The 20,602-nt window shown below is 72.8% G+C and carries 19 protein-coding genes; 8 read left to right on the forward strand and 11 right to left on the reverse strand.

The window, feature by feature from the left end; translation table 11 throughout:
- Position 1: 1 nt before the first annotated feature.
- From lptD to KB893_RS03115, 4 genes are all read right to left on the reverse strand, one after another.
- On the reverse strand, positions 2-2,248 hold the full coding sequence (gene lptD, locus KB893_RS03100; protein WP_211925867.1) for an LPS assembly protein LptD: 2,247 nt from the start codon (positions 2,246-2,248) through the stop codon (positions 2-4).
- Positions 2,249-2,372: 124 nt separating this feature from the next.
- Positions 2,373-3,293, reverse strand: coding sequence for a histone deacetylase family protein (locus KB893_RS03105; RefSeq protein ID WP_211925866.1), 921 nt, complete (start codon positions 3,291-3,293; stop codon positions 2,373-2,375).
- Positions 3,290-3,853 carry a cob(I)yrinic acid a,c-diamide adenosyltransferase gene (locus KB893_RS03110; protein ID WP_211925865.1) on the reverse strand — a complete coding sequence of 188 codons (564 nt, stop codon included), beginning with the start codon at positions 3,851-3,853 and terminating at the stop codon, positions 3,290-3,292. Before KB893_RS03110 ends, KB893_RS03105 begins: the two co-directional genes overlap by 4 nt.
- 9 nt (positions 3,854-3,862) lie before the next feature.
- Complete coding sequence (locus KB893_RS03115; protein WP_211925864.1) at positions 3,863-4,477, reverse strand: DUF6580 family putative transport protein; 615 nt, start codon at positions 4,475-4,477, stop codon at positions 3,863-3,865.
- 91 nt (positions 4,478-4,568) lie between these two features.
- On the opposite strand from KB893_RS03115, the gene ubiH reads away from it, so the two are divergent.
- Together ubiH and KB893_RS03125 are read left to right on the forward strand one after the other, a co-directional pair.
- Positions 4,569-5,786, forward strand: a complete 1,218-nt coding sequence (ubiH, locus tag KB893_RS03120) for a 2-octaprenyl-6-methoxyphenyl hydroxylase (protein WP_246505268.1) — start codon at positions 4,569-4,571, stop codon at positions 5,784-5,786.
- On the forward strand, positions 5,783-6,988 hold the full coding sequence (locus KB893_RS03125; RefSeq protein WP_211925862.1) for an FAD-dependent oxidoreductase: 1,206 nt from the start codon (positions 5,783-5,785) through the stop codon (positions 6,986-6,988). Before ubiH ends, KB893_RS03125 begins: the two co-directional genes overlap by 4 nt.
- Before the next feature lie 7 nt (positions 6,989-6,995).
- Here KB893_RS03125 and rlmM read toward each other — a convergent pair whose 3' ends face one another.
- From rlmM to KB893_RS03145, 4 genes are all read right to left on the reverse strand, one after another.
- A complete protein-coding gene (rlmM, locus tag KB893_RS03130; RefSeq protein WP_211925861.1) occupies positions 6,996-8,048 on the reverse strand; it encodes a 23S rRNA (cytidine(2498)-2'-O)-methyltransferase RlmM in 1,053 nt (350 codons plus the stop codon).
- Positions 8,049-8,058: 10 nt separating this feature from the next.
- Positions 8,059-8,619 (reverse strand): nucleoside deaminase, encoded by a 561-nt coding sequence (locus KB893_RS03135; protein WP_211925860.1) that lies wholly within the window; start codon positions 8,617-8,619, stop codon positions 8,059-8,061.
- Entirely contained in the window at positions 8,619-9,023 is a 405-nt protein-coding gene (locus KB893_RS18190) for a hypothetical protein (protein ID WP_246505269.1), read from the reverse strand. Before KB893_RS18190 ends, KB893_RS03135 begins: the two co-directional genes overlap by 1 nt.
- A 68-nt stretch (positions 9,024-9,091) precedes the next feature.
- The gene (locus tag KB893_RS03145; RefSeq protein WP_211925859.1) at positions 9,092-10,825 is read right to left on the reverse strand and encodes a glutamine--tRNA ligase/YqeY domain fusion protein; all 1,734 of its coding nucleotides are present in this window, start codon (positions 10,823-10,825) and stop codon (positions 9,092-9,094) included.
- 232 nt (positions 10,826-11,057) lie between these two features.
- Between KB893_RS03145 and KB893_RS03150 the strand changes: the two genes are divergently transcribed.
- From KB893_RS03150 to KB893_RS03160, 3 genes are all read left to right on the forward strand, one after another.
- Complete coding sequence (locus KB893_RS03150; RefSeq protein ID WP_211925858.1) at positions 11,058-11,336, forward strand: putative signal transducing protein; 279 nt, start codon at positions 11,058-11,060, stop codon at positions 11,334-11,336.
- Positions 11,337-11,614: 278 nt separating this feature from the next.
- Positions 11,615-12,265, forward strand: coding sequence for a peptide-methionine (S)-S-oxide reductase MsrA (gene msrA / locus KB893_RS03155; RefSeq protein ID WP_211925878.1), 651 nt, complete (start codon positions 11,615-11,617; stop codon positions 12,263-12,265).
- On the forward strand, positions 12,262-12,792 hold the full coding sequence (locus KB893_RS03160) for an adenine phosphoribosyltransferase (protein WP_211925857.1): 531 nt from the start codon (positions 12,262-12,264) through the stop codon (positions 12,790-12,792). The genes msrA and KB893_RS03160 overlap by 4 nt, the downstream gene beginning before the upstream one ends.
- Before the next feature lie 10 nt (positions 12,793-12,802).
- Here the strand turns inward: KB893_RS03160 and KB893_RS03165 are convergent, their stop codons facing one another.
- The 3 genes from KB893_RS03165 to ahpC form a co-directional block, all read right to left on the reverse strand.
- Positions 12,803-13,750: a LysR substrate-binding domain-containing protein gene (locus KB893_RS03165; RefSeq protein WP_211925856.1), complete on the reverse strand. Its 948-nt coding sequence runs from the start codon at positions 13,748-13,750 to the stop codon at positions 12,803-12,805.
- 118 nt (positions 13,751-13,868) lie between these two features.
- Positions 13,869-15,461: an alkyl hydroperoxide reductase subunit F gene (gene ahpF, locus KB893_RS03170; protein ID WP_213173429.1), complete on the reverse strand. Its 1,593-nt coding sequence runs from the start codon at positions 15,459-15,461 to the stop codon at positions 13,869-13,871.
- Between the two features lie 116 nt (positions 15,462-15,577).
- On the reverse strand, positions 15,578-16,141 hold the full coding sequence (gene ahpC, locus KB893_RS03175; protein ID WP_211925853.1) for an alkyl hydroperoxide reductase subunit C: 564 nt from the start codon (positions 16,139-16,141) through the stop codon (positions 15,578-15,580).
- A 213-nt stretch (positions 16,142-16,354) separates the two neighbouring features.
- On the opposite strand from ahpC, the gene KB893_RS03180 reads away from it, so the two are divergent.
- The 3 genes from KB893_RS03180 to prmC are packed head-to-tail and all read left to right on the forward strand — an operon-like array spanning position 16,355 to position 20,509.
- Positions 16,355-16,930: a carboxymuconolactone decarboxylase family protein gene (locus KB893_RS03180; protein WP_211925854.1), complete on the forward strand. Its 576-nt coding sequence runs from the start codon at positions 16,355-16,357 to the stop codon at positions 16,928-16,930.
- Positions 16,931-16,970: 40 nt separating this feature from the next.
- Complete coding sequence (locus KB893_RS03185; RefSeq protein WP_213173430.1) at positions 16,971-19,667, forward strand: M1 family metallopeptidase; 2,697 nt, start codon at positions 16,971-16,973, stop codon at positions 19,665-19,667.
- Entirely contained in the window at positions 19,664-20,509 is an 846-nt protein-coding gene (gene prmC, locus KB893_RS03190; RefSeq protein WP_211928223.1) for a peptide chain release factor N(5)-glutamine methyltransferase, read from the forward strand. The genes KB893_RS03185 and prmC overlap by 4 nt, the downstream gene beginning before the upstream one ends.
- Positions 20,510-20,602: the final 93 nt, after the last annotated feature.

The raw sequence follows: 20,602 nt of genomic DNA on the forward strand, positions 1-20,602 counted from the left end.
ATCAGCGCTGGTAGCCGAGGATAGTACCCGTCAGCAGCTCTTCAGTCTTGCGGCCAAATGAACCGAGCCCCTTGAGCTCGAGCTCGAAATAGATGGCGTTGCCCTTCTCCACGTCGTCGAGGTCGTCGGTGTAGCGGCTCTTGACGTAGTGCCGGCCCATGGCCCTGACCGCCACGCAGCAGCTCTGCCACTCCACGCCCGCGATCGCGTCCGCCGTCGACTCGTCCGGCAATGAGTAGTTCCAGCGCGCGATGAGGCGCCATGCCGGGCTTAGGGGATAGACGGTGGATACGTCCGTCTGCTCGAGCAGGCCGCGTCGATAGCGGTAGGAGGCATTGACCAGGCCGCCGGCACCGAAGCGGTACTGGGTGCGCAGGATGTTCAAGGCCGTCTGCTCGTCCTCCGGATCCCATTGATAAGAGGCGCCGACGTCCCAGTCGTCGGTCAAGGCCGCAGTCAGGTCGGCGATATAGAACGACCCGTCGAGAACGACCTCGCTCGGCCTCCCGCTGCGGGTCACCCGTGGGGAGTCGAAATAATGGATCCGACCAAGACTCAGCACCCCCAGCTCACGGCCGGTGTTCGCCTCGTGCAGACGGGTGCTGACGGCGCCGGTGAGTTGGTTGGCGTCGACCTGTCTGTCCGCACCCGAAAACGTGTTGTCGCGAAAGAGCTGCTGATAGCTGAAAAGCAGCTCCCGCGTGTCGAAGATCGGGATGTCGCTCTGGTCCCGGTACGGAACACGCAGGTAGAACAGTCTCGGCTCCAGCGTCTGCACCAGATCGCGCTGGCCCCAGTGCAGGTCGCGCTCGAAGAACAGCCCGCTGTCGAGGCTGTAGATTGGCACGGATCGGGTCGGTTGCAGGTTGTCCTGGCGCGACCCGTACGGATCGAGTTCGTAGCGCGTGTGCCGATAGGCGAATTGAGGCCTGACGAACCACCAGGATCCGGCGAAGTCGAGCCGGGCGTACGGCTTCAGATCGAGACGTGCCCCTTCGATACGGTCACTGTGGCGGAAGTCGACCACCTCGCTGCGAAGCCCGACCGTCAGATACTCCCCCAGCGGGCGGTCATAGTCGAAGTTGATCTTGGGCAGTTCGAAATACGGAACTTCGGCGTCACTAAGCCAGGGATCGAGGATCTGCCAATCCTCGATCCGCACGCGGGCAGTCCAGTAGGTGCCTCGGCCAACGAGTGCAGCGGAGCTGCGCAGAAGACGTTGATAGGAGTCGGTACTCGTCGTACTGAAGTCTTCCCGGAACCTCCCATCGCTCACGCGATGCACGTTCACCTTGGCCGACCAGCGTTCGTCGAAGACGCTCCGATGCGTCAAGTGATATTCGTACCGATCGTGCCCGCGGATCTCGTCATCCTCGGACTCGGTGTCGTTGGGCAGCCAGCTCGTCTCGATCACGCCGCGACTGCTGCCGAACAGGTAGCGGAACTCGCCGTTCAGCATGACCCCGCGCTGGCTCATGATGCGCGGGGTGATGGTGGCGTCGTAGTTCGGCGCGAGGTTGAGGTAGTAGGGCAGGAACAGGTCGACGCCGAGGTCGTCCTCGTAGCCCACGGTCGGATACAGGAAGCCGCTCTTGCGGCGGTCGTCGATCGGGAAGCTCAGCCACGGCGTGTACAGGACCGGCACGTCGCCCACGCGCACGGTCACGTTGCGGGCCACGCCCTCGCCGGCATCCTGGTCGATGTCGAGCTCGCGCGCGCGCAGCTCCCACTTGCGGTCGGTGGGATCGCAGGTGCTGTAGGTCGCCGCATCCATGTGGCCGAGCACGCCGCGCACGTCCACGCTCTCCGCGCTGCCGTTGCCGCGCTGCGCGAGCAGCTGGTAGCGCACGTCCTCCAGGTGGTGCGTGTCGGCACCGGTGTCGCCCTCGGCGGACGTCGCGCGCATGCGCAGGCCCGCGTCCTGGTAGCGGACGTTGCCCTCGGCCCGGTAGCGCTCGGATTCGAACAGGTAGGTCAGCGCGTCGCTGCCCAGCCACTGGGTTCCGCGCTGCAGGCGCACGTCGCCGCGGAACACGCTGCTGCGCTGGTTCTCGCCCTCGAGGGTGTCGAAGTCGATCAGCGTCTCCGAGGTGGCCGGGTCGCCGGCATCGGCGGGGATGTCGGCGAACGGCGCGATGGCCTCCGGGCCGCGGCACAGCACCCATGCGTCGGCGGGAAGTTCGGCGGCGTGCGTCGCCCCGGCGGCGATGCAGATCGAGAGCAGGCTCAGGCGCGGGATCGGGCGCAAGACGTGTCCGGAAGGGGAGAAAAAACCGCGCTAGCTTGCCGCAAGGGCGCACCCGCGGCAACGCGACAGGCACCGGCCGGACGGGCCGCCGGAGGCGACCCGGCGGCGCTCTGGCACGTCCGCCTCAGGCCTCCGCCAGGGCACCCACGTGCGCCACCGCAGCCTCGCGCAGCGCACTCAGGCTGTAGCCGCCTTCCAGCATCGAGAGCGCGCGGCCCTGCGCGTGGCGCCCGGCGAGCGCGACGAGTTCGGTCGTCAGCCAGGCGAAATCGGCGCTGTCGGCACCGAGGTCGGCCAGCGGGTCGAGGTGGTGCGCATCGAAGCCCGCGGAGATCAGCACCAGCTGTGGCCGGAAGTCCTCCAGCGCGGGCAGCAGTTCGTCGTGCCAGACGCGCCGGAACGCGGCGCCGTCGGCACCGGGCGGCAGCGGCGCGTTGAGCACGTTGCCGACGCCCCGCTCGCTGCGGAAGCCGGAGTCGGGATACAGCGGGGACTGGTGGCTGGACACGTAGTGCACGCGCGGCTCGTGCTCGAAGATCGCCTGCGTGCCGTTGCCGTGGTGGACGTCGAAGTCGGCGATGGCGACGCGTTCCAGCCCGTGCGCGTGCAGCGCGTGCGCCGCGGCCACCGCGATCGAGTTGAACAGGCAGAAGCCCATCGCGATGCCGGCGGTGGCGTGGTGCCCGGGCGGGCGCACCGCGCAGAAGGCGCGCGACTCGCCGCGCCGCAAGGCGCCGTCGACCGCGGCGACCCCGGCACCCGCGGCGCGCAGCGCGGCCTCGGCGGAGTGTTCGTTCATCGCGGTGTCGGCATCGAGCCGGCGCGTGCCCACGGTCGGAACGTCGAGGACCTCGGCGATCAGCCGTCCGGCGTGCACGCGCTCGAGCTGGCTGCGCAGCGCCTGCGGCGCCTCGCGCCAGTCGAGATCGGGCCAGGCGTGGCGCAGGCCGTCGACGACGGCGCCGAGGCGCTCGGGGCATTCGGGATGGCCCGGGCCCACCACGTGCCGCATGCAGGCGGGATGGGTATAGACGGGGAGGTTCATCGGCGACGGCCGCTGCGGCGGGCGGGATCCCAGAGCACTTCGCCGCAGCCTTCCGCACGCGCGAGCGCGCGGGCGAGGACGAACAGCAGGTCCGAGACGCGGTTGAGGAAGCGTCGAGCGTCGGCCCGCACCGTCTCGGCGCGCGCCAGGGCAACCAGGGCGCGTTCGGCGCGGCGCGCCAGGGTCCGCGCGAGATGGCAGTGCGCGGCGGCGGTGCCGCCGCCCGGCAGGACGAATTCCTTCAGCGGGGGCAGGTCGGCGTTGAGCGCCTCCAGCCGCGCCTCGATCCAGTCGACGTCGCCGGCTCCGAGCACCGCATGGCCGGGCACGGCGAGTTCGGCGCCGAGGTCGAACAGCGCGTGCTGCAGGTCGAGCACCAGGGCGCGCAGGTCGGCGTCGGTGGCCGCGGCGGCCACCAGGCCGAGCGCCGAGTTCGCCTCGTCGACCGCGCCGATCGCCTCCACCCGCGCGCCGTCCTTCGGCACCCGGCTGCCGTCGCCGAGCCCGGTGCTGCCGTCGTCGCCGGTGCGGGTGACGATCCTGCTGAGCCGGTGTCCCACGCGGGCGCCTCAGACGGTCTGCGGGCGCAGCGCCGGCAGGCCGCGGCGCAGCAGGGCGAAGCCGCCGAAGAGCGGCGCGGCGTAGAACAGCGTGCCGGCCAGCGTCCACTGGAAGAACGGCAGACCGGCGAGGTAGCAGGCGCCGAGGCCTGTGGTGCAGGGCTCGCCCGGGACGGCCAGCAACCACGCGACCAGGTTGCTGGTGAGGAAGAACGCGACCGCGCTGGCGATGCCGAAGCCGAGCACGCGCGCGGGCCGGGCACGTCCGCGCAGGCCGAAGCCGAGCAGCACCGACAGCAGCGAGCAGGCATAGATCGCTGCGGAATGTCCGCTCAGGAGGTAGTCGACGTAGAGCCGCGTGTCCTGGGTCCAGCCGAGGTCGAGCGCGCCGTGCAGCAGTCCCAGCGCCAGGTCGGAGACCAGCAGCGCCAGCAGCGGCACGGCGATCGCCCAGCCGCGCCGCGCGAAGTGGGCGCCGCCGAACAGGGCGATCGCGCCGATCGGGGAAAAGTTCGGCGGATGCGGGAGCAGGCGCGTCAGCGCGGCGACCAGGATCAGCGCCGCGAGCACCAGCGGACCGGCGGCGAAGGTATGGGAGTCGTGCGGCGGAGAGGTCGGACGCATGCGGAACGGCGGCGCGGGGGAGGCGGATCCGGAGGATACCGCAGGGCCCGCGCGCGGCCGGGTGCGGCGGAGCGCCGCGTATCATCCACGCATGACCTGCGAATCCAGCGCTACGCGCTTCGATGTGCTCATCGTCGGCGGCGGCCTCGTCGGCGCCAGTCTCGCCTGCGCCCTCGAGGGCTCGGGCCTCCGCATCGGCCTGGTCGAGGCGGAACCGCCCGGCACCACGCCCGCGCCGCCGTCGACCTTCGACCAGCGCAACCTCGCGCTGGCCGCCGGCAGCGTCGCCACCCTCGCGGAACTCGGCGTGTGGCCGCACCTGGCGCCGCGCCACGCGCCGATCCGGCGCATCCACGTCAGCCGCGCCGGCGACTTCGGCGCGGTGCGGCTGGTCGCGCGGGACTATGGCCGCGAGGCCTTCGGCGCGGTGGTGGTCGCGCGCGATCTCGGCGAGGCGCTGGAACGGCGGCTGGCGTCCCTGGACGCGGTGACCCGGTTGCGGCCGGCGCGGCTGCGCGACGTCGGCGCGCTCGCCGACGGCATGCGCACCGTCGAGGTCGAGACGGAAGGCGGACCGCAGCGGCTCACGGCGCGCCTGCTGGTCGCCGCCGACGGCACGCGCAGCGTGGTGCGCGAGGCGCTGGGGATCGGCGTCGCGCGGCACGACTACGGGCAGGTCCTGTTCGTCTCCAGCGTGGCGGCGCAGCGCGCGCCGGACGGCGGCGCCTGGGAGCGCTTCGGCCCGCACGGCCCGACCGCGCTGCTGCCGCGCCCGGACGGGCGCTACGGCGCGGTCTGCGGCGTCGCCGCGGACGAGGCGGAGGCGGTGGCCGCGTTCGACGATGCGGCCTACCTGGAGTTCCTGCAGGCGCGCATCGGCTGGCGCGCCGGGCGCCTCACCGCGGTCGGCGCGCGCGCGGCCTATCCGCTCGTACGCACCGTCGCCGACGCGCTGGTCGCGCCGCGCGCGGTGCTGGTGGGCAACGCCGCGCAGACCATCCATCCGGTCGGTGCGCAGGGCTTCAACCTCGGCCTGCGCGACGCCATGGGCCTGGCCGCCGCGATCGCGGGGCGCGCCGATCCCGGCGCCGCCGACGTGCTCGCCGGCTACGCCGCCGCGCGCACGGCCGACCGTACGCGGACGCTGGCGTTCAGCGACGGCCTCGCCCGCATCACCTCCAACCCGTCGCGCCTGCTGGCCGCGCTGCGCGGGCTCGGCCTGCTCGCCGTCGACCTGCTGCCGCCGCTGCGCGATCCGCTGGTGGCCGGTGCCATGGGCTTCCGCGGCCGCCCGGAGCAGGTGGCATGAGCGCGCGCGAGATGCTGGACGTGGCGGTGGTCGGCGCCGGCGTGGTCGGCAGTGCGGCGGCGCTCGCGCTCGCGGCCGAGGGCCTGCGCGTGGCCCTGGTCGAGGCGCGCGCGCCGGCGCCCTGGCAGGCGGCGCCGCCGGACCTGCGGGTCTATGCCTTCGCGCCCGACAACGCCGGCCTGCTCGACCGCCTCGGTGTCTGGGCGGACATCGCCGGCACCCGCGCCGCCGCCTACCGGCGCATGCGCGTGTGGGACGCGGCCGGCGGCGGCGAGCTCGCCTTCGACGCCGCCGACCTCGGCCGCGAGGAGCTCGGCTGGATCGTCGAACATGCGCTGCTGGTCGACCGCCTGTGGGCGCGGCTGCCGGCCGCAGGCGTGCGCGTGCTGTGCCCGGAGCGAGTGAGCGCGGTGGCGCAGGACGACGCCAGCGCGACGCTCGCCCTGGAATCGGGCGCGCGGCTGCGTGCGCGGCTGGTGGTCGCGGCCGACGGTGCGGCTTCGGCGGTGCGCGGCCTGCTCGGCATCGCCGTCGATACCCGCGACTACCGGCAGCAGGGCGTGGTCGGCTACGTGTGCACGGCGCGTCCGCATGCGCGCACCGCCTGGCAGCGCTTCCTGCCTGGCGGGCCGCTGGCGTTCCTGCCGTCGGCCGAGGGCGGACTCGACGGCGCCGAGGCCGGCCACGTCAGTTCCATCGTCTGGAGCCTGCCGCAGGACGAGGCGGAGCGGGTCGCCGCGCTCGACGACGCGACCTTCGGCGCCGAGGTCACCCGCGGCTTCGATGCGCGCCTGGGCGAGGTCGTGCCGCTGTCGCCGCGCGCGGCCTTCCCGCTGCGGCGGGTGCTGGCGCGGCATTACGTCGCCGGCCGCGTGGTGCTGTGCGGCGATGCGGCGCACGTGGTGCATCCGCTGGCGGGGCAGGGCGTGAACCTCGGGCTGCGCGACGTGGCCGCGCTACAGGCCGCGGTGCGTGCGGCGCTCCGGCGTGGCGGCGACATCGGCGCGAGCCGACGCCTGGCCGCGTGGCAGCGCGCGCGCCGCAGCGACAACGTGCTCTCGGCGCACGCTTTCGAGACGATCAACCGCGCCTTCTCCAACGACGCCCTGCTGCCGACCCTGCTGCGCGGCCGCGCGCTCGGCCTCGCCGGGCGCCTGCCCGGGCTCGGGCCGCTGCTGGCGCGCCACGCGGTCGGCGGCTGAGCCGCCGCTAGCGCGCGGGCGCGGCGAAGACCGTGATCTCCTCGCGGTCGTGGTAGAGCTGGCGCGCGCGGATCTCCAGCGGCATGCCGGCGCGCTCGCGCAGCAGGTCGAGGCAGAGCGCCGTCTCGTCCCAGCGCTTCTTCATCGGCAGCTTGAGGTTGAAGATCGTCTGCCGGCACCAGCCCTCGCGCAGCCAGGTCGCCATCCGGTCGGCGACGCGGCGCGGCTGCTCGACCATGTCGCAGACCATCCAGTCCAGCGTCTGCGGCGGCTGCCAGCGGAAGCCGTCGGCGCGCACGTGCTCGATCAGCCCGGTGGCATGCGCCGAGGCGGCGAGGGGCCCGTTGTCGATCGCCCACACGCGCAGGTAGCGCCGCGCCAGGATCCAGCTCCAGCCGCCGGGCGCGGCGCCCAGGTCGGCGGCGTACATGCCCGCCGCCAGCCGGCGTTCGCGCTCGCCCTCGTCGAGCAGCACCGCGATCGCCTCGTCGAGCTTCAGCGCCGAGCGCGAGGGCGCGTCGGCATGGGTGCGCAGGCGCGGGATGCCCAGCGGCCACGGCGCGCTGTGGCGGGTGTCGCCGAGCGCCAGCAGGGCGTGGTCGCCGGCGAGGAAGCACACGTGCAGGCGCGGCAGCGCGGGGTCGTCCTGCGCGGCGAGCAGGCCCGCCTTGCGCAGCGCCGGGCGCAGGGCATTGCCGAAGGCGCGGGCGAGGCCGGAGAGCGGCCGTCCCGCATCGGAATCCGGATGCTCCACCCACAGCGCACCGAAGTGCAGGCCGCTGGCGGCGACGGCGGCGAGGATCGGGGCGAGGCGGTCCTTCGGATCCAGCCCACGCAGCTCGGCCAGGCGCTGCAGCGACTGCCGCGCGAAGATCGTCCCGCGCCAGGGCAGGGCCCGCGCGAGCTGGTGGCCGTCGGCGCCGAGCAGTTCGACGACGCCGCTGCCGCGTTCGGTGCGCGGCCAGGCGCCGAGGCCGGCATCGCCGGCGCGCTGCGCGAGTTCGGCCGCGAGCTCGGGTTCGAACCCCGCGCGGCAGTAGCAGAGCAGGCCGTCGCTCACGTGGCCGGGTTCAGTAGCGGCCGGCTTCGGCGGTGCCGTAGGCGCGCAGCACCGCGCGCGCCTCGTCGCGGCGGATGTCGCGGCGCACGGCGATGCCGCGGCGTTCCAGCTCGCCGCTCCAGTCGGCCGGCAGCGGGCCCTCGTCGAAGGCGGTCAGCGCCTCCACGTCCTCGGCGCGCGCGCCGATCAGGAGCTCGTCGATGCCGGCCCAGAACGCCGCGCCGTAGCACATGCAGCAGGGCTGCGAGGAGGTCGCCAGCACGAAGCGCCCGCCGCCCTCGTTGAGCCGGGCGCGCTGCAGGCGCTGCTGGGCGAGCATCCAGGCCATGGTCTCCGCGTGCGCGACCGAGGTCGACTGCGGCAGCACCCGGTTGACGCCCACCGACACCAGCCGGCCGTCGCCGGCGAACACCGCCGCACCGAACGGACCGCCGCTGCCGTGCTCCACGTTGAGCGCCGACAGCCGGATCGCGAGCGCCACCTTGGCCTCGTCGTCCGGATAGGCGGCGTCGGCGTCGACCGCCTCGTGCACCCACGCCGGCAGCGTCAGGTGGACCTGCGCGTACAGCATCAGCGCACCACCGGCTCGACGCCGCGCGCGCTGCCGTATTCGTTGCTGCACCGGCCGTCGACGCAGCTGCAGCCGGCGACCTCGCGGAACCCGCACACGCTCATCCGGCCTTGGCTGCCGCACGCGGCCTGCACCTGCTCGGGGAAGGTGGGGCTGTCGACGTTGACGCAGGACGGGAACTCGCCGCAGCAGTTGCCGACGTTCTTGACCGTGCAGTCGGCGTCGGTGGTGCAGGAGGTATCGACCGCGCCGGGCGCGGCGCTGCGGCCGATGTCGCCGAGCATGCGTCCGGCGTCGTCCTCCGCCGTCGCGGCGGCGCCAGCGGTCGGCGGCGCCGCGTTGCCTGGCGTCGGTGCGCAGGCGGCGGTGGCGAGCAGCAGCAGGGCCAGGAACAGGATGCGCATGGCGATTCCTCCAGGTGGGGTGGGGCAGGGTAGGCACGGCCGGGTGAGGGCCGCGCCCGCGGGTCGGATCAGCCCTCGCGCCGCGCCCACACGTCGCGCAGCGTCACCACGCGGTTGAACACCGGCCGCCGCGGCGAATGGTCGCGGCGGTCGGCGACGAAGAAGCCCAGCCGCTCGAACTGCAGCCGCGTCTCCGGCTCGACCTCGGCCGCCGACGGCTCGACGAAGCCGCGCACCACGCGCTTGGCCTCTGGATTGAGATGATCGCGGTAGCCCTTGCCGTCGGCGTCGTCGTCCGGGTCCGCCACGTCGAACAGGCGGTCGTAGAGCCGAACCTCGGCGTCCAGCGCGTGCAGCGCGCTGACCCAGTGGATCGTCCCCTTGATCTTGCGGTCGGCGCCGGGCATGCCGGGGCGGGTGTCGAGATCCAGCGTGCAGCGCAGCTCGGTGACGCGCTCGCCGTCGACCACCACCTCGTCGCAGCGCACGATGCCGACCCCGCGCAGGCGCACCTCGCCGCCCGGCTTGAGCCGGTGGAAGCCCTTGACCGGCTCGCGCATGAAGTCGTCCTGCTCGATCCACAGCGTGCGCGAGAACGGCACCGCGCGCGTGCCGAAGGACTCGTCCTTCGGATGGTTCGGAAACACCAGCTGCTCGGCGTGGTCCTCGGGCAGGTTGGTGATGACCAGCTTCAGCGGGTCGATCACCGCCAGCCGGCGCGCCGCGGCGGCGTCGAGCACCTCGCGCGCGCAGCCTTCCAGCACCGAGAAATCGGTCACCGAGTTCTGCTTGCTGATCCCGACCCGGTCGGCCAGCAGGCGCAGCGCCGCCGGCGGGAAGCCGCGCCGGCGCAGGCCCTGCAGGGTCGGCATGCGCGGGTCGTCCCAGCCGTCGACCAGGCCCTCCTGCACCAGGGTCATCAGCTTGCGCTTGCTGGTGATGTTGAAGTTGAGCGACAGCCTGGAGAACTCGATCTGGCGCGGCTTGGAGGCGGCGTCGTCGATGCCGCGCTCGCGCAGCGGCGCCAGGAGTTCCGGCGAGCCGGCGAGGTCGACGCGGTCGACGAACCAGTCGTACAGCGGGCGGTGGTCCTCGAACTCCAGCGTGCACAGCGAGTGGGTGATGCCCTCGATGGCGTCGGACAGGCAGTGCGCGTAGTCGTACATCGGGTAGATCGGCCAGGCGTCGCCGGTGTTCTGGTGCGGCACCTTCTTGATCCGGTAGATCGCCGGGTCGCGCAGGTTGATGTTGCCGCTGGCCATGTCGATCTTCGCGCGCAGGGTCTTGGCGCCGTCGGCGAACTCGCCGGCGCGCATCCGCCGCAACAGGTCGAGGTTCTCCTCCGGGCTGCGCTCGCGCCAGGGCGAGTTGCGGCCGGGCTCGGTCAGGGTGCCGCGGTGGTCGCGCACCTCCTCGGCGGAGAGGTCGTCGACGTAGGCGTGGCCCTCGCGCACCAGCTTCTCGGCGGCCAGGTAGAACACCTCGAAATAGTCGGAGGCATGGCGCAGGTTCGCCCAGTCGAAGCCCAGCCAGTGCACGTCCTCCTGGATCGCGCGGACGTACTCCGGCAGCTCCTTTGCCGGATTGGTGTCGTCCAGGCGCAGGTTGCAGGTGCCGCCGAACTCGCGGGCGACGCCGAAGCTCAGGCAGATCGCCTTCGCATGGCCGATGTGCAGGTAGCCGTTGGGCTCCGGCGGGAAACGCGTGCGGACCGTCTGTTGGCGGCCTTCGGCGAGGTCGGAACGGACGATCTGGCGGATGAAGTCCTGACGCGGTGCGTCCGGCGAGGTGGCGTCGGTCATGTCTGCGGGCGTGCGGAAGGCGGGGACGCCGCGGAGCGGTACGCGGCGGATCGCCCAGTCTACCGGCTCGCCGCGCGCGGCGGCAGGCGCGCGCGGGTGCTGCGCGGTGACGGCGGGGGCGCCGTGCGCGGCCTGCCGAGGACGTCACCGGCAGGCTGCCGCGCACGATCCATCACATTGGGTCCGGCCGGCGGCGACTATCCTCGACCGCATCCAGCGACCGGGGAAGCGCATGCGCGTGGTGTACGAGGCGGCCCATCTGATCGACGCGCACCTGGTGCGCGGTGCGCTCGAGCAGGCCGGCATTCCCGCCTTCGTGCGTGGCGAACACCTGACCGGCGCGATGGGCGAACTGCCCGTGGCGGGCCTGGTCGCGGTGTGCGTGCCGGAATCGGCGCTGGAGCGGGCGCGTGGGATCGTCGCCGAGGTCGACGCGGCGCTGCGCGAGGCGCAGGCCGCCGCGGCGGAGGACGGTGGGCGGACGCTGGACGACGGGGTGTTGCAGGCTTGAGGTGCGGGAGGCGGGAGGCGGGAGGCGGGAACGGGGAACGGGGAACGGGGCGCGGGAATCGGGAATCGGGAATCGGGAATCGGGAATCGGGAATGGCGAGGTGACGGCGGCGCCGGATGCCTCGCGCGTGCAGACGGGCAGACTGCGGCCCGACCACGCGACCTGCAGGTCCCGATTCCCGATTCCCGGGTTCCCGCTCCATTCCCCCGCTTGAACCCCGCCGCGGCAGCCGCCATCTCCGGACCTCCCGACGAAGGAGCCTTCCCATGCTCGACCATCTGCTCGGCATCGGCGCGTTCAAGCAGCGCATGGTGCAGCCCGACAAGGCGCTTCCCGGGCGGGCGACGCCGCTGCGCGTGGAGCCCGTCCACTTCGTCACCGGCCGTCCCATCGTCGGCCCGTTCGCCGAGGGGCTGGCGCGGGTGCAGTTCGGCATGGGCTGTTTCTGGGGCGCCGAACGCAAGTTCTGGTCGATCCCCGGCGTGGTCGCGACCGCGGTCGGCTATTCCGGCGGCTACACCCCCAACCCGAGCTACGAGGAGGTCTGCAGCGGCCAGACCGGGCATACGGAATCGGTGCTGGTGGTCTACGACCCGGCCGTGGTCGGCCTGGAGGCGCTGCTCAAGGTGTTCTGGGAGAACCACGATCCGACCCAGGGCATGCGCCAGGGCAACGACACCGGCACCCAGTACCGCTCGGCCGTCTATGTCGACGACGACGCCCAGCTCGCTGCGGTCGAGGCGTCGCGAGAGGCCTTCCAGGCCCGTCTGGCGGAGGCCGGCTACGGTGCGATCACCACCGAGATCCGCCGCGACGTCCCGTTCTTCTACGCCGAGACCTACCACCAGCAGTACCTGGCGAAGAACCCGAACGGCTACTGCGGGCTCGGCGGCACCGGCGTGAGCTGCCCGATCGGGACCGCCGCGTGAGCGACGCGGCGGCCCGGCTCGCCGCCCTGGTGCGCCCGGTGCGGGATTTCCCGCAGCCGGGCGTGCTGTTCAAGGACATCACCCCGCTGCTGGCCGACGCCGCCGCATTCGCCGCGGCCGTCGATGCGATGGTGGCGCCGTGGCGTGCGGATCCGCCGGATCTCGTGGTGGGGATGGAGTCGCGCGGCTTCATCCTCGGCGCTGCCGCGGCGCTGCGGCTGGGCTGCGGCTTCGTGCCGATCCGCAAGCCCGGGCGCCTGCCCGCGGAGACCCTGGTCGAGGACTACGTGCTCGAGTACGCCAGCGGCCGGCTTGAGATCCATGCCGACGCGGTCGCGGCGGGGCAGCGCGTGCTGCTGATGGACGACGTGCTCGCCACCGGCGGTACGCTGATGGCCTCGCGCCGCCTGGTGGAACGCCTGGGCGGTGCGGTGGTCGGCGCCGCGGTGCTGGTCGAGATCGCCACGCTGGGCGGCCGCGCGCACTGGGCGGGGCCGTCGCCGCTGCACGCTGTGCTGCGCGACTGAAGGTGCGGGTCTAGCTCGCCGCGGCGAGGGACGGCGATGCCGCGCGCGGCTGCATCGGCGCCGCGAGGAGCTCGGGTGCGAGCCTGAACTGCTGTGCCAGCTTCATCAGGAAGCCGTGCATCGCCGACGAGCGCCGCCACACCATGGCGATGCGCCGGTTCGGCACCGCGTCGTCGTCGAAGGGGATGAGCCGGATCGCCGGCGACGGCGCGACCGGCGGCTTCACCGCCAGCGTCGGCAGCAGGGTGATGCCGACCTCGGCGGCAACCATCTGCCGCAGGGTCTCCAGGCTGGTGGCGCGGAATCCGGAACGTTCGTCGGCGCCGGCGAGCCGGCAGACGTCGAGCGCCTGGTCGCGCAGGCAGTGGCCGTCCTCGAGCAGCAGCAGGCTCTCGCGCCCGAGGTCGTCCATGTTCAGCGAGGCGCGGCGCGCCAGCGCGTGGCCGGCCGGTACGGCGAGGACGAAGGGCTCGTCGAACAGGGGTTCGACGTGCAGCGGCTCGTCGTGCAGGGGCAGGGCCAGGATCGCGGCGTCGAGCCGGCCCTCGCGGAGCTGTGTCAGCAGCAGCTCGGTCTTCTCCTCGACCAGCAGAAGTTCCAGCCGCGGGAAGCGCGTGCGCACCTGCGGCACCACGTGCGGCAGGAGATAGGGCGCGAGCGTAGGGAAGATGCCCAGGCGCACGGTGCCGGCCTCGGGATCGTGGCTGCGGCGCGCGATGTCGCGCAGTTCCTCCGCCTGCGCCAGGATCCGCCGCGCGCGGTCGGCGATCTCCAGCCCCACCGGGGTGAGCATCACCCGCCGCGGTGCGCGCTCGATCAGGATGACGTCGAGCTCCTCCTCGAGCTTGCGGATCTGCGTCGACAGCGTCGGCTGGCTGACGAACGACGCTTCCGCGGCGCGGCCGAAATGCTTGTGGTCGGCGACGGCCACCAGGTACTTGAGGTCACGCAGGTTCATGGCGGACTCCTGTGCTGGCGGGACGGCAGCTGCCGTCGAAGGACGCGATGCGGTCCTCCGCACCGCGCCGTCGGCCGCCCGGCTGACTCGGCGGCCGCTGGCGCGGCCGCCGGATGCCTCACGCGGCCTGCGCGGCGCCGGCCGCGGCCGGGGCGGAGGTGCGGATGAGGTGGTCGAAGGCGCTGAGCGCGGCCTTGGAGCCCTCGCCCATCGCGATCACGATCTGCTTGTAGGGCGTGGTGGTGGCATCGCCGGCGGCGAACACCCCCGCGAGCGAGGTGCGGCCGTGGCTGTCGACCTCGATCTCGCCGCGCGGCGACAGGTCCAGCGCGCCCTTGAGCCACTCGGTGTTCGGCAGCAGGCCGATCTGCACGAACACCCCGGCCAGTTCGACCTTGTGCTGCTCGCCCGAGGTGCGGTCCTTGTAGACCAGTCCGGTGACCTTCTGCCCGTCGCCGGTGACCTCGGTGGTCAGCGCCGAGGTGATCACGACCACGTTCGCCAGGCTGCGCAGCTTGCGCTGCAGGACCTCGTCGGCGCGGAGCTTCGCGTCGAACTCGATCAGGGTGACGTGCTCGACGATGCCGGCGAGGTCGATCGCGGCCTCGACGCCGGAGTTGCCGCCGCCGATCACCGCCACCCGCTTGCCCTTGAACAGCGGGCCGTCGCAGTGCGGGCAGTAGGCCACGCCCTTGTTGCGGTACTGGTCCTCGCCGGGCACGCCCATCTGCCGCCAGCGCGCGCCGGTCGCCAGCACCAGGGTCCTGGCCTTCAGCGAGGCGCCGTTGGCCAGCTTCACCTCGTGCAGGCCGCCCTCCGCCGACGCCGGCACCAGGGCCTCGGCGCGCTGCAGGTTCATGATGTCGACCTCGTACTCGCGCACGTGCTGCTCGAGCGCGGCGGCGAGCTTCGGGCCCTCGGTCTCCGGCACCGAGATGAAGTTCTCGATCGCCATGGTGTCGAGCACCTGGCCGCCGAAGCGCTCGGCGGCGACGCCGGTGCGGATGCCCTTGCGCGCGGCGTAGATCGCCGCCGCGGCGCCGGCCGGGCCACCGCCGATCACCAGCACTTCGTAGGGCGCCTGCGCGGCGATGCGCGCGGCGTCGCGCTTGGCGGCGCCGGTGTCGAGCCTGGCGACGATCTCCTCGGCGCCCATGCGGCCCTGGCCGAAGACCTCGCCGTTGAGGTAGATCGTCGGCACCGACATGATCTGGCGCGACTCGACCTCCGCGGGGAACAGCGCGCCGTCGATCGCGGTGTGGGTGACGTTGGGGTTGAGCACCGCCATCAGGTTCAGCGCCTGGACCACGTCCGGGCAGTTCTGGCAGGACAGCGAGAAGTAGGTCTCGAAGTGGAACGTGCCCTCGAGGCCGCGGATCTGGTCGAGCACGTCCTGCGCGAGCTTGGAGGGATGCCCGCCGACCTGCAGCAGCGCGAGCACCAGGGAGGTGAACTCGTGGCCCATCGGGATGCCGGCGAAGCGCAGGCCGATGTCGTGGCCGGGGCGGCCGATCGAGAACGACGGCGTGCGCGCGTCGCTGTCGCGGCGTTCGATCAGGGTGATCTGCGAGGACAGGCCGACGATGTCGGAGAGCAGCGCCGACATCTCGCCCGACTTCTCGCTGTCGTCCAGCGAGGCGACGATCTCGATCGGCTGCGTGACCTTCTCAAGGTAGGCCTTGAGCTGGGACTTGAGGGTGGCGTCGAGCATGACGTGCTCCGGGAATTTCGGGGAGGGTTCGGGGGCGCGGGCGGCGCGCGATCGGCTGCCTGCGGGCGCACCGGAAGCGTCCGGACGCGCGTGGCGTCCGGACGCAGGGGACGGCCTTAGATCTTGCCGACCAGGTCCAGCGACGGGGCGAGGGTCTTCTCGCCCTCGGTCCACTTGGCCGGGCACACCTCACCCGGATGGGCGGCGATGTACTGCGCGGCCTTGACCTTGCGCAGCAGCTCGGACGCGCTGCGGCCCACGCCCTCGGAGGTGATCTCGATCAGCTGGATGACGCCGTCCGGATCGATCACGAAGGTGCCGCGGTCGGCCAGGCCCTGGCCCTCGCGCAGGATCTCGAAGTTGGTGCTGATCGACAGGTTCTGGTCGCCGATCATGGGGAACTTGATCTTGCCGATCGCCGGCGAGGTGTCGTGCCAGGCCTTGTGCGAGAAGTGGGTGTCGGTCGACACGCTGTAGACCTCGACGCCGAGCTTCTGGAACTGCTCGTAGTGGTCGGCCAGGTCCTCGAGCTCGGTCGGGCAGACGAAGGTGAAGTCGGCCGGATAGAACATCACGACGGACCACTTGCCCTTGAGGTCGGCATCGCTCACGTCGATGAACTTCCCGTTGTGGAAAGCGGTCGCCTTGAACGGCTTGATGGGGGTGTTGATCAGGGACATTCGTCTTCCTCTGCTGGTGGGGTGAACAACGAGCCCGCCATGCTACGGATCCGGCCAGGATCGATCAAATCGATGAATGGAATCGTTTTGATTGATTCATGCTATCGATCCGGAGGCGATCGCCGCCAGCGTCTCTGCGGCTTGGCCTCCGCCCGGTGCCGCGTATCCTCGATGCGACAGTCGCAGCCATAGCGACGCACGAGGAGAGGAACCATGAGACTCGAGACCGTCATCGACGCGCTGCCCGCCTATGCCGGGGACCTGCGCCAGAACCTGGACTGCGTGCTGTCCGAGCGCGGCAGCCCCGGGCTCGACGCCAAGCAGATCCGCGCCGTGGCGCTGGCCTCCGCGATCGCCGCGCGGCACCGGCCGCTGACCGAGGCGATCACCGCCTTCGCCGCCGAGGAGCTCGACGAGCGCGAACTGGACGGCGTGCGCAGCGTCACCATGGTCATGGGCATGACCAACATCTATTACCGCTTCACCCACCTGGTCTCCAACCGCGAGTACGGCGGCCTGCGCGCGGGCCTGCGGGTGGGCGTGCTGGCCGATCCGGGCATCGACAAGCTCACCTTCGAGCTCGCGGCCATGGCGGTGTCGGCGATCAACGGCTGCGGCCTGTGCATGGACTCGCACGAGAAGGTGCTGCGCGAGCGCGCCGTCGGCGCCGAGGCCGTGCAGAGCGCCGTGCGCATCGCCGCGGTGGTGAACGCGCTGGCGGTGACCCTCGAGCAGCCGCGCGACGCCGGCGCCGGACCGGGTCGTGCCGAACTGGCCGGAGCCGCCTGACGCGCTAAGCTCGCCGGTTTCCAACACGGAGACCGGCCGCATGTCGACGACCTTCCGCGCGAACGCGCTCTGCCGGGCCATGGCGTTCGCCATTGCGGCCATCGCCGCGGCGCCGCTGGCCGCGCAGACGGATGCGGAGGTGCCGACCGGGCGCCTGCCGCGCAGCGTCGAGCCGAGCCACCGCACGCTCGAGCTGCGGATCGATCCGGAAACGGCGCGGATGCAGGGGCGGGCGGGCATGGACGTCGATGTCGAGCGCCCCACCGAGCGCCTCTGGCTGCACGGCCGCGACCTCGACATCGCGCGCGCGGCGATCGTGGTCGAGGGCGGCGAGCGGCTGCCGCTGAAGGTCGAGCAGGTCCACGTGTCGGGGGTGCTGGCGCTGACCGCGCCGACCGAGATCCCGGCGGGCAGGGCGCGCATCGAGATCGAATACGCGGCGCCCTACGGCCAGCTGCAGGGCGCCTACAAGGTGCGCCCGGACAGCAACGACTACGTCGTCACGCAGATGGAGCCGCTGGGCGCGAGAAACGCCTTCCCGGGCTTCGACGAACCTTCGTTCAAGACGCCCTGGGACATCAGCCTCGTCGTCCCGCAGGACCAGGTCGCCGTCGCCAACACCCGCCAGGTCGCCGAGGAGGACGCGGGCGGCGGCTTCAAGCGCCTGCGCTTCGCCCGCACCGAGGCGCTGCCGAGCTATCTGATCGCCTTCGCGGTCGGCCCCTGGGACGTGGTCGATGCGCCGGACCTGCCGCCGAACGCGGTGCGCGAGGTGCCGCTGCCGCTGCGCGGCATCGCCGCCGAGGGCCGTGGCGGCGAGCTGGACTACGCGCTCGCCCACACCGGGGCGATCGTCGATGCGCTGGAAACCTACTTCGACATCCCGTACCCGTTCGACAAGCTCGACATCCTCGCCGCTCCCGACTTCTGGGCCGGCGCGATGGAGAACGCCGGCCTGATCGTCTACCGCGACAGCCTGCTGCTGCTCGACGAGGACTCCGGCACGCGGCAGAAGCAGGCCTACTGGGGCGTGCATGCGCACGAGCTCGCGCACCAGTGGTTCGGCAACCTGGTCACCATGCCCTGGTGGAACGACCTCTGGCTCAACGAGGCCTTCGCCACCTGGATGGGCAACAAGATCGTCGGCCAGCTGCAGCCCGGCTTCCACACCGACCGCGGCCTGCTCGAGGGGGCCTACGGCGCCATGGCGGCCGACAGCCTCGCCAGCACCCGGCGCATCGGCGAACCGGTGCACGACTTCACCGACGTCTCCGCGGCCTTCGACGGCATCACCTACCAGAAGGGCGGGGCGGTGCTGGCGATGTTCGAGCGCTTCATCGGCGAGGACGCCTTCCGGCAGGGCGTGCGCGACTACCTCAGGGCCCATGCACGCGGCAATGCCACCGCGCAGGACCTGATCGCCGCGGTCGCCGCGCGCAGCGACGATCCGGCGCGCGTGCGCGCCGCCTTCGCCGGCTATATCGACCAGCCCGGCGTGCCGCTGCTGAAGGCGGCGCTGGACTGCGACGATCCCGCCGCGCCGGCGCTGCAGGTCGAGCAGTCGCGCTTCCTGCCGCTGGGCTCGCGCGCGCAGGGCGGGCAGCAATGGGGGATCCCGGTCTGCGTGCGCACCGACGGCGCCGGCCCGACCTGCCAGCTGGTGTCCGAGGCGCGCGCGCGCATCGCGCTGCCCGGCGGGCGTTGCCCCGCCTTCGTGATGCCGAACGCCGGTGCCAACGGCTACTACCGCTTCGACCTCGCCGCCGACGACCGCGCCGCGCTCGCCGCCAACTTCGACCGCCTCGATCCGCGCGAGCAGCGCGCGTTCGCCGATTCGCTGGATGCCGCCTACCAGACGGGCACCCTGGACACGGCGGGCTTCCTTGCGGCCGCGGCCCCGCTGGCCGGCGCCGAGGCGCGGCAGACGGTGACCGCGCCGTTCGCGCGCATCGAGTGGATCCTGGAGACCCTCGTCGACGATCCCGCCACGGCCGCGGCCATCCGCAAGCGGGTCGGGTCCGCGTGGCGGCCGCGCCTGCAGGCGATCGGGCTCGAGCCGCGGGAGGGCGAGGCCGACGAAGTCCGCCTGCTGCGCAGCGAGCTGGCCGGCTTCCTGGCCGCGGTGGTCGAGGATCCCGAGCTGCGCGCCCGGCTCGCGGCGCAGGGCCGGCGCGTGCTCGGCATCGACGGCGACGGCGCGCTCGATCCGGACGCAGTCTCGCCCGACCTGCGCGGCACCGCGCTGGCGATGGCGGCCGATGCCGGCGACGCCGACACGTTCGCGGTCATCGAACGCCACCTGCGCGCGAGCGCCGATGCCACCCTGCGCAGCGAACTGCTGCGCGCCCTCGGCCGCTTCACCGATCCCGTCCTCGCCGGGCGCGCCCGCGCCCTGCTGCTGGAGCCCGACGTCCTGCGCCGCAACGAGGTCCTGCCGCTGCTCGACGCGCAGATGGGACGGGCGGCGCTGCGCGCCTCGACCCGCACCTGGCTGGACACCCACTGGACCGAGCTCGAGGCACGGCTGTCTCCCTCCGGCGCGCGCCTGGTACGGGTCGACGCGATCGGCCTGTGCGGCGCCGGTGACGCCGCGTCGCTGCGCAAGGCCTTCTCCGCACGGGTCGCGGCGATGGAAGGCGGCCCGCGCGCGCTCGACCAGGCGGTGGAGCAGATCGGCCTGTGCGGGGCGCTGCGCGATGCGCAGCGCGAGGCGGGCGTGGCCGCGCCGCGCGGATGACGCCCGCCGCACTGCTCGCCGCCGGCGCGCGCCGCCTCGCCGGCGGCGACAGCCCGCGCCTCGATGCCGAGCTGCTGCTCGCGCACGCGCTCGGGCGGCCGCGGACCTGGCTGATCGCCCACCGCGACGATGCGCTCGACGCGGCCGCCGTCGCGCGCTACGAGGCGCTGCTCGCGCGCCGGGCGGCGGGCGAACCGGTGGCCTACCTGCTCGGCCGCCGCGGGTTCTGGACGCTGGAGCTCGATGTCGCGCCCGGGGTGCTGGTGCCGCGGCCGGAAACCGAACTGCTGGTCGAGCTCGCGCTCGCCCGCATTCCGACCGACGCCGCCGTGCGCGTCGCCGACCTCGGTACCGGCTCCGGTGCCATCGCGCTGGCGCTGGCATCGGAACGTCCCGCGGCCCGCGTGGATGCGGTGGACGCGAGTGTGCAGGCGCTGGCGGTCGCAGGACGCAATCGCGATGCGCTCGGGATCGGCAACGTCGAGCTGCACGCCGGCGACTGGTTCGCGCCGCTGGCCGGTCGCCGCTACGCCCTGGTGGCCAGCAATCCGCCCTATCTCGCCGCCGACGACCCGCACCTGGAGCAGGGCGACCTGCGCCACGAGCCACGCTCGGCGCTGGTCGCCGGCGTGGACGGGCTCGACGCCATCCGCCGCATCGCCGCCGCCGCGCCGGCACACCTCGAGCCGGGCGGCTGGCTGCTGGTCGAGCACGGCCTGGCCCAGGGTGCGCCGGTGCGCGCGATCCTCGCCGCCGCCGGCTTCCGGTCCGTCGCGACCGAACAGGACCTCGAGGCCCGCGATCGCGTCACCCTCGGCCGCGCCGCGGAAACCTCGCCGTAGGAGCGGCCGCAGCCGCGACCGGCCCGGGCGCCCGCCAGCCTTCCTGTGGGAGGGGCTTCAGCCCCGACATGGTCGGCGGCCGGTCCCTGCGCC

The organism is Coralloluteibacterium stylophorae (assembly GCF_018122625.2).
GTDB lineage: Bacteria > Pseudomonadota > Gammaproteobacteria > Xanthomonadales > Xanthomonadaceae > Coralloluteibacterium > Coralloluteibacterium stylophorae.

Coding starts and splice junctions, on each gene's coding strand:
- KB893_RS03165 (WP_211925856.1), bottom strand. CDS start 13,750: ATGAACCTGCGTGACCTCAAGTACCTGGTGGCCGTCGCCGACCACAAG.
- KB893_RS03105 (WP_211925866.1), bottom strand. CDS start 3,293: ATGAACCTCCCCGTCTATACCCATCCCGCCTGCATGCGGCACGTGGTG.
- KB893_RS03150 (WP_211925858.1), top strand. CDS start 11,058: ATGCGCGTGGTGTACGAGGCGGCCCATCTGATCGACGCGCACCTGGTG.
- ahpC (WP_211925853.1), bottom strand. CDS start 16,141: ATGTCCCTGATCAACACCCCCATCAAGCCGTTCAAGGCGACCGCTTTC.
- ubiH (WP_246505268.1), top strand. CDS start 4,569: ATGACCTGCGAATCCAGCGCTACGCGCTTCGATGTGCTCATCGTCGGC.
- KB893_RS03115 (WP_211925864.1), bottom strand. CDS start 4,477: ATGCGTCCGACCTCTCCGCCGCACGACTCCCATACCTTCGCCGCCGGT.
- KB893_RS03145 (WP_211925859.1), bottom strand. CDS start 10,825: ATGACCGACGCCACCTCGCCGGACGCACCGCGTCAGGACTTCATCCGC.
- KB893_RS18190 (WP_246505269.1), bottom strand. CDS start 9,023: ATGCGCATCCTGTTCCTGGCCCTGCTGCTGCTCGCCACCGCCGCCTGC.
- KB893_RS03125 (WP_211925862.1), top strand. CDS start 5,783: ATGAGCGCGCGCGAGATGCTGGACGTGGCGGTGGTCGGCGCCGGCGTG.
- ahpF (WP_213173429.1), bottom strand. CDS start 15,461: ATGCTCGACGCCACCCTCAAGTCCCAGCTCAAGGCCTACCTTGAGAAG.
- KB893_RS03135 (WP_211925860.1), bottom strand. CDS start 8,619: ATGCTGTACGCGCAGGTCCACCTGACGCTGCCGGCGTGGGTGCACGAG.
- KB893_RS03185 (WP_213173430.1), top strand. CDS start 16,971: ATGTCGACGACCTTCCGCGCGAACGCGCTCTGCCGGGCCATGGCGTTC.
- KB893_RS03180 (WP_211925854.1), top strand. CDS start 16,355: ATGAGACTCGAGACCGTCATCGACGCGCTGCCCGCCTATGCCGGGGAC.
- prmC (WP_211928223.1), top strand. CDS start 19,664: ATGACGCCCGCCGCACTGCTCGCCGCCGGCGCGCGCCGCCTCGCCGGC.